10 protein-coding genes are annotated in these 8,291 nt (G+C 65.7%); 6 read left to right on the top strand and 4 right to left on the bottom strand.

Going from position 1 to position 8,291, the window contains the following annotated elements; genetic code table 11:
• The 3 genes from ppa to O9335_RS11320 all read left to right on the top strand — a co-directional run.
• Positions 1–463 (top strand): inorganic diphosphatase (gene ppa / locus O9335_RS11330; protein ID WP_298388043.1); only part of this gene is annotated, 463 nt, incomplete at its 5' end.
• A gap of 64 nt (positions 464–527) precedes the next feature.
• Positions 528–2,177: an NAD+ synthase gene (locus O9335_RS11325; RefSeq protein WP_298388040.1), complete on the top strand. Its 1,650-nt coding sequence runs from the start codon at positions 528–530 to the stop codon at positions 2,175–2,177.
• Positions 2,178–2,188: 11 nt separating this feature from the next.
• Positions 2,189–2,527 (top strand): P-II family nitrogen regulator, encoded by a 339-nt coding sequence (locus O9335_RS11320; RefSeq protein WP_298388037.1) that lies wholly within the window; start codon positions 2,189–2,191, stop codon positions 2,525–2,527.
• Here the strand turns inward: O9335_RS11320 and O9335_RS11315 are convergent, their stop codons facing one another.
• Genes O9335_RS11315 through O9335_RS11300 form a run of 4 tightly spaced genes read right to left on the bottom strand, consistent with a single transcriptional unit; the run spans position 2,528 to position 4,666 of the window.
• Positions 2,528–3,079 (bottom strand): RDD family protein, encoded by a 552-nt coding sequence (locus tag O9335_RS11315; protein WP_298388034.1) that lies wholly within the window; start codon positions 3,077–3,079, stop codon positions 2,528–2,530.
• Positions 3,076–3,657, bottom strand: a complete 582-nt coding sequence (locus O9335_RS11310) for a DUF3106 domain-containing protein (protein ID WP_298388031.1) — start codon at positions 3,655–3,657, stop codon at positions 3,076–3,078. Before O9335_RS11310 ends, O9335_RS11315 begins: the two co-directional genes overlap by 4 nt.
• A complete protein-coding gene (locus O9335_RS11305) occupies positions 3,654–4,103 on the bottom strand; it encodes a DUF3619 family protein (protein WP_298388028.1) in 450 nt (149 codons plus the stop codon). Before O9335_RS11305 ends, O9335_RS11310 begins: the two co-directional genes overlap by 4 nt.
• Positions 4,100–4,666: an RNA polymerase sigma factor gene (locus O9335_RS11300; protein ID WP_298388026.1), complete on the bottom strand. Its 567-nt coding sequence runs from the start codon at positions 4,664–4,666 to the stop codon at positions 4,100–4,102. The genes O9335_RS11305 and O9335_RS11300 overlap by 4 nt, the downstream gene beginning before the upstream one ends.
• 232 nt (positions 4,667–4,898) lie before the next feature.
• Here O9335_RS11300 and O9335_RS11295 point away from each other — a divergent pair, with 232 nt between their 5' ends.
• From O9335_RS11295 to ilvC, 3 genes are read left to right on the top strand one after another with little or no spacing between them, the layout of a single operon-like run.
• Complete coding sequence (locus O9335_RS11295) at positions 4,899–6,674, top strand: acetolactate synthase 3 catalytic subunit (RefSeq protein ID WP_298388024.1); 1,776 nt, start codon at positions 4,899–4,901, stop codon at positions 6,672–6,674.
• Between the two features lie 10 nt (positions 6,675–6,684).
• Entirely contained in the window at positions 6,685–7,176 is a 492-nt protein-coding gene (gene ilvN, locus O9335_RS11290) for an acetolactate synthase small subunit (protein ID WP_298388021.1), read from the top strand.
• A gap of 29 nt (positions 7,177–7,205) precedes the next feature.
• Positions 7,206–8,222, top strand: a complete 1,017-nt coding sequence (gene ilvC, locus O9335_RS11285) for a ketol-acid reductoisomerase (protein WP_298388018.1) — start codon at positions 7,206–7,208, stop codon at positions 8,220–8,222.
• Positions 8,223–8,291 lie beyond the last annotated feature (69 nt).

The following is an 8,291-nucleotide window of genomic DNA, read 5'->3' as shown; positions in this document are numbered from 1 at the left end:
CGACCCCATCAAGTACGAGGTCGACGAAGACTCTGGCGCCCTGTTCGTGGATCGCTTCATGGGCACCGCCATGCACTACCCGTGCAATTACGGCTACGTGCCGCAGACCCTGGCCGACGACGGCGACCCGGTGGACGTGCTGGTCATCACCCCGGTGCCCCTGATCCCCGGCGTCGTGGTCACCTGCCGCCCGCTTGGAATCTTGAAGATGACCGACGAGGCTGGCGGCGACAGCAAGCTGATCGCCGTGCCGACCAACAAGATCCTGCCGCTGTACAGCCAGTGGAAGAGCTACGAGGACCTGAACCCCTCGCGCCTGAAGGCCATCCAGCACTTCTTCGAGCACTACAAGGACCTGGAAGAGGGCAAGTGGGTCAAGGTCATCGGTTGGGAAGGTGTCGATGGCGCCAAGAAGGAAATCACCGACGGCATGGCCGCCTGGGCCGCCAAGTCAAAGAAGTGAGCCCCTTCAGGGCATGATGCACGGCGGCCCGCGGGCCGCCGTTTTTCATCCAGGAACCCGATCCATGTCGCTGCGCATCGCGCTCGCCCAGCTCAACGTCACCGTGGGCGATCTCCCCGGCAACGCCGCCCGCATCGTCCAGGCAGCCCGCGAGGCCGCGGGCCAGGGCGTGCAACTGCTGGTCACGCCCGAACTGAGCCTGTGCGGCTATCCGCCCGAGGATTTGCTGCTGCGCCCGGCCTTCATCGACGCGTGCCAGGCGCAGTTGCAGGCCCTGGCCCAGGAGTTGGCGACCCTGCCCGTGGCCGTGGTGGTGGGCCTGCCCCTGCCTTTGCCGCAGGCGCCCGCGCAAAGCCGGTCCCAACAAGCACCCCGGGGTTTCAACGGCGCCGCGGTGTTGCAAGGCGGCCGCGTTCTCTCCTCCTACGCCAAGCGTGAGTTGCCCAATTACCAAGTCTTCGACGAGCGCCGCTACTTCGTGTCGGGCCGCGATGCCGGCCAAACCGCCACCGTGGTGGACATCGGGGGGTGCCGCGTCGGTCTGCTGATCTGTGAAGACGCTTGGTTCGACGAACCCGCCCAGGCTGCTCGTGCGGCGGGTGCCGAGGTGCTGGCGGTGCTCAACGCCAGCCCCTTTCACGTGGGTAAACCGGCCGAGCGCGAAGCCCGCATGGCCGCCACCGCCCGCGCCACTGGCCTGCCGCTGTTGTACGCCCACCTGGTGGGTGGGCAGGACGAGGTGGTGTTCGACGGCGGCTCTTTCGTGCTGGATGCCCAAGGCGCCATCACCGCTCGCGCGCCCCTGTTCGAAGAGCACCTGCTGGTGCTGGACACCGACCTGCGCGGCCCGGTGATGCCCCTGCCCGATCTTGAGGCGCAAGTGTGGGGCGCCCTGACCCTTGGCGTGCGCGATTACCTGGGCAAGGGCGGTTTTCCAGGCGCCATCATCGGCTTGTCTGGCGGCATCGACTCGGCCCTGGTGCTGGCCATCGCGGTGGATGCCCTGGGTGCCGACCGGGTGCGCGCGGTGATGATGCCCTCGCCCTACACCGCCGACATCAGTTGGATCGACGCCCGCGACATGGCCGAGCGCCTGGACGTTCGGTACGACGAGATCCCCATCTCTGGTTTGTTCGAAGGTTTCAACGCCAGCCTGTCACCCCTCTTTGAGGGTCGCGACGCCGACACCACCGAAGAAAACCTGCAAGCCCGCATCCGTGGCACCTTGCTGATGGCCCTGTCCAACAAGTTCGGCAGCCTGGTGCTCACCACCGGCAACAAGAGCGAAATGGCCACGGGCTACTGCACGCTGTACGGCGACATGGCGGGTGGTTTCGCCGTCATCAAGGACGTGGCCAAGACCTTGGTGTTTCAACTGGCCGACTGGCGCAACCGGCAGGGGCCCGCTCCCGTGATCCCGCAGCGCATCATCGACCGACCGCCCTCCGCCGAGTTGCGCCCCGACCAGAAGGACGAGGACAGCCTCCCGCCGTACCCCGTGCTCGATGCCATCTTGGCTCGCTACATGGAAGAGGATGCGTCCGTCGAACAACTGCTGGCTGAAGGTTTTGACCCCGCTCAGGTCGAGAGGGTGACAAAACTGATCAAAATCAGCGAGTACAAACGCCGACAGGCGCCGATCGGCATCCGCATCACCCACCGCAGCTTCGGCCGCGACTGGCGCTACCCCATCACCAACCGCTTCCGAGCCTGAAAGATCCCGCCATGAAACAGATCACTGCCGTCATCAAGCCCTTCAAACTCGACGAAGTCCGCGAAGCGCTGGCCGATGTGGGTGTCTCCGGTCTCACCGTGACCGAGGTCAAGGGCTTCGGTCGCCAAAAGGGTCACACCGAGTTGTACCGGGGTGCCGAGTACGTCGTGGACTTCCTGCCCAAGGTCAAGGTCGAGGTGGTGGTCAAGGACGAAGACGTCGAGCGCAGCATCGAGGCCATCTTGCGCGCCGCCAAGACGGGCAAGATTGGGGACGGCAAGATTTTCGTGACGGCCGTGGAGCAGGTCATCCGCATTCGCACCGGCGAGACCGACAACCAAGCGATCTGATCAGCCTTCGCCTCGGCGCTTCAGGCGCCGCCCCGGCACGAACACGACTTCCGTGCCGGTGAGCAAGTCGTGTGGAAACTGCCGGCTGGGATGCAAGCGCGCCAGCAGGGCGTAGCCCAGGATGTTGGCGCCCATCACCAAGGCCCAGGCACCCCGTGCCGTGTCCAGGCCGGCCAGGTGCAGGGTCAACAGGCCCGGCATGAAGGCCAGCAGGCTGATGGCGAAGCGCAGCAGCGCACGGGTCGGCGTCACCGTGGCGTGACTGCTTGCCATGCGCAGGCGCAAGTGCCACGTGCTCATCGCCAGGGTTTCGCCCCGGCTCCAGAACCAAGCGAAGTAGCCCGCCGTGACCGCCAACACAAAGACTTGGTAAGTCCATCCCCAACTGACGTCGCCGGGAGGGCGAACCACCAAGCCGTACAAGAGGCTGGCGACGGCCGCAACGCCAAACACCAACAGCCCCTCGTACACCCCGCAGGCCACCCGCACCCGCACCTTGGCGGGGCGGGGCCCCTCGGGTGTCGTCGCTGGGGCGGCGCTCGCCGTGCTCACGGCGCCGGCAACGGCGCGCTGGCCGGGGTGGCGGGTTCGGCCACGCTGCGGCGCGGTGGTGCCCAAGGCGCGGTGGCCACGCTCCGCTGTCCTGGCTGCAGACTCGTCGCACCCGGCCGTGCGGGGGCGGCAACGGGCGCCGACGCCGCCCGCTGCGCTGCGCGGGCTTGCAGGGCTTGCCGACGGTCTTCCGGCAACTGCTGGTAGGCCTCCCAACGGGCTTGGCGTTCGGACTCGCTCATCCGCTGTGCGCCGGCAAATCCTTGACGGGCGGTCCGCCGCTCATCGGGGCTCATGCGTGCCCAGGCCTGCATGCGGTCCTGCAGGCGAGCTTGGTCGGCCGAGCTCATGGTGGGCAACTGGGCGGCCAGGGCCAGCCAGTGGTCTCGCTCGGCGGCGTTCAGATCGGTCCAACGCGAGGCGAGTGGGGCCAAGGCCTGTTGCTGCTGGGGGCTCAACGACGACCAAGGCTTGGCCGCTGCCAGCGGAACCACCGGCCCGGACAAGGCTTGAGCCTGAGCAACCCAAGGGCCTGCCAACAGCAGGCACACACCGAGGGCCAAGAGCAGGGCCTTCATTTGTCGACGGTTTCCGTGTCTTCCGGCAACGGGGTCTCAGCCTCGGGCTTTTCGTCCAGGTATTCCGTGAAACCCGGGTCGCCGTAGGCGTTGGGAGGCAGCGCGTCCTTCAGCAGGGCAGCGTCCGCTTGGGCCACGCCCAAAACCTGCTGCATCCACTGACTCTGGCCCACTGCCACCAAACCCGCCGTCAGCACGGCGCCCGAGAGCAGCCAAACCCAGCGGCCTTGGCCGCGGCGCCCCGAAGATGCGCCACCCGCCGCCCCTGCCGGGATGGCCTCGGCGACCCAGCGGGTTTCGCGCGCCAGGGCCCCAGCGGCCACCGCGGTTTCGCGTGCCAGGGCCAAGCGCTGGGCCACGCCCTCGGGCAGGGGGGCATCGTCCAGAGCTTGAGCCAGTTGTCGGCCCAAGGCGTCGCCCGGTGTCGTCGTGCGGTGCTTGCTCATCGTTCCAATCCCCTGGCTCTCAAGGCCTTGGCCAGCGATTGGACAGCCCGAGAGCAATGCGTTTTCACGCTGCCTTCGGAGCATCCCATGACGCTGGCGGTTTCTGCAGTGTCCAATTCTTCCCAGTAACGCAGCAAGAACGCTTCCCGTTGACGGGCCGGAAGCTTCTGGATTTCGAGTTCGATGAGTTGCACCAGTTGGGTGCGTTCGACTTCATCGCCCGCGCTCATGGCGCCCAGGGCACCGTCGCCGCCATCCAGGGCTTCGAGCAGGTCGAAGCCGTCTTCGCTGTCGTCGCCTTCGAAGTCGGACAGGTTCACCAGCACCGCGTTCCGCACCTTTTGCCGGCGAAACCAGTCCATCGTGGCGTTGGACAGGATGCGCTGGAATAGCATCGGCCACTCTTCGGCGGGGCGATGGGCGTAGCTCTGAGACAGCCGGATCATGGCGTCTTGCACGATGTCAAGCGCCGCATCGTCGTCACGCACCATGTAGGCCGTGCGCTTGAACGCGCGCCGTTCCACGGAACGCAGGAATTCGTTGAGGTCGGCGTCGGTGGCCAAAGCGGGCGGAAACGGGCGAAAAGTAACGATTATGACCAGCCTGAAGCGACGCGGTGCCGCCGGGTGCCTGTGTCGAGCGGCGCCATCGTCCCTTCGCCAAAAACGAAGCATGGGCGCCTATCATGGCCGCTCCTTCGGCTTGGAGTCCGGAGGGTAAGCCCCGAGCCCGGACCATGAGTTCGTGGGGAGGGTCACCGATTGGTGTTCATGGTGAACGCCTTGGAGGTTGATGATGACAACGACCGCAAGTTTTGCGGCGGGTGCTGACACACGCACCGATGCCGCCCCGGACCTGCCCGAGCTGATGGGCGCCGAGATCCTCGTGCGCTGCCTGCAGGCCGAAAACGTCAAGTACTTGTGGGGCTACCCCGGCGGGGCCGTGCTCTACATCTACGACGCGCTGTACAAGCAAGACACGATCCACCATGTGTTGGTGCGCCACGAACAGGCGGCCGTGCACGCGGCAGACGGCTATGCCCGCGCCACCGGCGAGGTGGGTGTGGCCCTCGTCACCTCCGGCCCCGGGGTGACCAACGCGGTGACCGGCATCGCCACCGCGTACATGGATTCGATCCCCATGGTGATCATCACCGGGCAGGTGCCCACGCCCGCCATCGGCCTGGATGCATTCCAAGAGTGCGACACCGTGGGCATCACGCGCCCGATCGTCAAGCACAACTTTTTGGTCAAGGACGTGCGTGAGCTAGCGGTGACGCTGAAGAAGGCGTTTCACATCGCCCGCACCGGCCGCCCGGGCCCAGTGGTGGTGGACATCCCCAAGGACGTCTCCTTGCACAAGACCGCGTTCGAGTATCCGAAGGCGATCTCGATGCGCTCGTACCAGCCGGTCAGCAAAGGCCACTCGGGCCAGATTCGCAAGGCCGTGCAGTTGCTGCTCAGCGCCAAGCGCCCCTACATCTACACCGGCGGTGGCGTGATTCTGGGCGAGGCGCATCGCGAACTGCGCGAGTTGGTGGACCTGCTGGGCTACCCCGTCACCAACACGCTGATGGGCTTGGGCGCCATGCCGGCCACCGACCCGCGCTTTCTGGGCATGCTGGGCATGCACGGCACCTACGAAGCCAACATGACCATGCAGCACTGCGATGTGCTGTTGGCCGTGGGGGCGCGCTTCGACGACCGCGTGATCGGCAACCCCAAGCACTTTGCGCAGGTGCAGCGCAAGATCATCCACGTCGATATCGACCCCTCGTCGATCTCCAAGCGCGTGAAGGTCGACATCCCCATCGTGGGCGATGTGAAAGACGTGCTGCAGGAGTTGATCGTGCAGATTCGCGCAGCCAACGAGCGCGCCAAACCCGAAGACCTGAACGCCTGGTGGCGCCAGATCAAAGACTGGCAGGGCAAGAACTGCTTGGCCTACAAGCCCAGCGACACCCTCATCAAGCCGCAGATGGTCGTCGAGACCCTCTGGAACCTGACCCGCGACCGCGAGACCTACATCACCTCCGACGTGGGCCAGCACCAAATGTGGGCCGCGCAGTACTACAAGTTCGACGAGCCGCGTCGTTGGATCAACTCGGGCGGCCTGGGCACCATGGGCGTGGGCTTGCCCTATGCCATGGGCATCAAGCTGGCCAAGCCCGACGCCGACGTGTTTGCCATCACCGGCGAAGGCTCGATCCAGATGTGCATCCAAGAGTTGAGCACCTGCCAGCAGTACCACACACCGGTCAAGATCGTCTCCCTGAACAACCGCTACTTGGGCATGGTGCGCCAGTGGCAGCAGCTCGATTACGGCGGCCGCTACAGCCACAGCTACATGGACGCGTTGCCCGATTTCGTCAAGCTGGCCGAGGCCTATGGTCACGTGGGCCTCTTGGTGGAGAAGCCCGGTGACGTGGAAGGCGCGCTGCGCGAAGCCATGCGCCTCAAAGACCGCACCGTGTTCTTGGACGTGCGCACCGACCCCAGCGAGAACGTGTGGCCCATGGTGCAAGCCGGCAAGGGCATCACCGAGATGTTGCTCGGCTCCGAGGACCTGTGAGGAGCGCGCCATGAAGCACATCATTGCCGTTTTGCTGGAAAACGAAGCCGGCGCGCTGAGTCGGGTCGTGGGCCTGTTCTCGGCCCGCGCCTACAACATCGAGTCGCTGTCGGTGGCCCCCACGGAAGACCCGTCGTTGTCGCGCATGACCATCGTGACCACGGGTTCCGACGAGGTGATCGAGCAGATCACCAAGCACCTGAACCGCCTCATCGAGGTGGTGAAGGTGGTGGACCTGACCGAAGCCCAGTTCATCGAGCGCGAAATGATGCTCGTGAAGCTGCGCGCGGTGGGCAAGGAGCGCGAAGAGCTCAAGCGCACCGCCGACATCTTCCGCGGCCGCATCGTTGACGTGACCGAGAAGACCTACACCATCGAGATCACCGGCGACGGCTCGAAGCTCGATGCCTTCATTGACGCGGTGGATCGCACCGCCATCCTGGAAACCGTGCGCACCGGCGCCAGCGGCATCGGCCGCGGCGAGCGCATCCTTCGTGTTTGATTTGACGCCCTGAATTGGAGAACTGAACCATGAACGTGTACTACGACAAAGACGCCGATCTCTCGCTGATCAAGGGCAAGCAAGTCGCCATCATTGGCTATGGCTCGCAAGGGCACGCCCACGCGCTGAACCTGCACGAAAGCGGTGTGAACGTCACCGTGGGCGTGCGCCGCGGCGGTCCCAGCTGGAGCAAGGCCGAGGGCGCCGGTTTGAAGGTGGCCGAGGTGGCCGAGGCCGTGAAGGCCGCCGACGTGGTGATGGTGCTGCTGCCCGACGAGCAGATCGCCGCCGTCTACCGCAAGGACATCGAACCCAACATCAAGCAAGGCGCTTCGCTGGCCTTCGCCCACGGCTTCAACGTGCACTACGGCCAGGTGCAGCCGCGCGCCGACTTGGACGTGTGGATGGTGGCGCCCAAGGCCCCCGGCCACACCGTGCGCGACACCTACAAGCGCGGTGGCGGCGTGCCCCACCTGATCGCCGTGCACGCCGACGCCACGGGCAAGGCGCGTGACCTGGCCTTGAGCTACGCCGCGGCCAACGGCGGTGGCAAGGCCGGCATCATCGAAACCAGCTTCCGCGAAGAAACCGAGACCGACCTGTTCGGCGAGCAGGCCGTGCTGTGCGGCGGTGCGGTGGAGCTGATCAAGGCGGGCTTCGAGACCCTGACCGAGGCCGGCTACGCCCCCGAGATGGCCTACTTCGAGTGCCTGCACGAGCTCAAGCTGATCGTGGACCTGATCTACGAGGGCGGCATCGCCAACATGAACTACTCGATCTCGAACAACGCCGAGTACGGCGAGTACGTGACCGGCCCCGAGGTGATCACCGCGCAAAGCAAGGCCGCCATGAAGGAAGCGCTGCGCCGCATCCAGACCGGCGAGTACGCCAAGAGCTTCATCCTGGAAAACCAAGCCGGCGCGCCGACCCTGATCAGCCGCCGCCGCCTGGTGGCCGAGCACCCGATCGAGGTCGTGGGCGAAAAGCTGCGCGACATGATGCCCTGGATCAAGGCCAACAAGATGGTGGACAAGAGCCGCAACTGAGCGAGCGCTTGCGTCACCCCAAGGGCAGCTTCGGCTGCACTTTTTTGTTCAGGGCGCGCTCAATTCGCC

This window comes from Inhella sp., assembly GCF_027532025.1.
In the GTDB taxonomy this organism is placed as follows: Bacteria; Pseudomonadota; Gammaproteobacteria; order Burkholderiales; family Burkholderiaceae_C; genus Inhella.
This window is presented reverse-complemented; position numbering and strand designations above follow the sequence as displayed.

Coding starts and splice junctions, on each gene's coding strand:
- O9335_RS11295 (WP_298388024.1), top strand. CDS start 4,899: ATGACAACGACCGCAAGTTTTGCGGCGGGTGCTGACACACGCACCGAT.
- ilvC (WP_298388018.1), top strand. CDS start 7,206: ATGAACGTGTACTACGACAAAGACGCCGATCTCTCGCTGATCAAGGGC.
- O9335_RS11320 (WP_298388037.1), top strand. CDS start 2,189: ATGAAACAGATCACTGCCGTCATCAAGCCCTTCAAACTCGACGAAGTC.
- O9335_RS11305 (WP_298388028.1), bottom strand. CDS start 4,103: ATGAGCAAGCACCGCACGACGACACCGGGCGACGCCTTGGGCCGACAA.
- ilvN (WP_298388021.1), top strand. CDS start 6,685: ATGAAGCACATCATTGCCGTTTTGCTGGAAAACGAAGCCGGCGCGCTG.
- O9335_RS11310 (WP_298388031.1), bottom strand. CDS start 3,657: ATGAAGGCCCTGCTCTTGGCCCTCGGTGTGTGCCTGCTGTTGGCAGGC.
- O9335_RS11325 (WP_298388040.1), top strand. CDS start 528: ATGTCGCTGCGCATCGCGCTCGCCCAGCTCAACGTCACCGTGGGCGAT.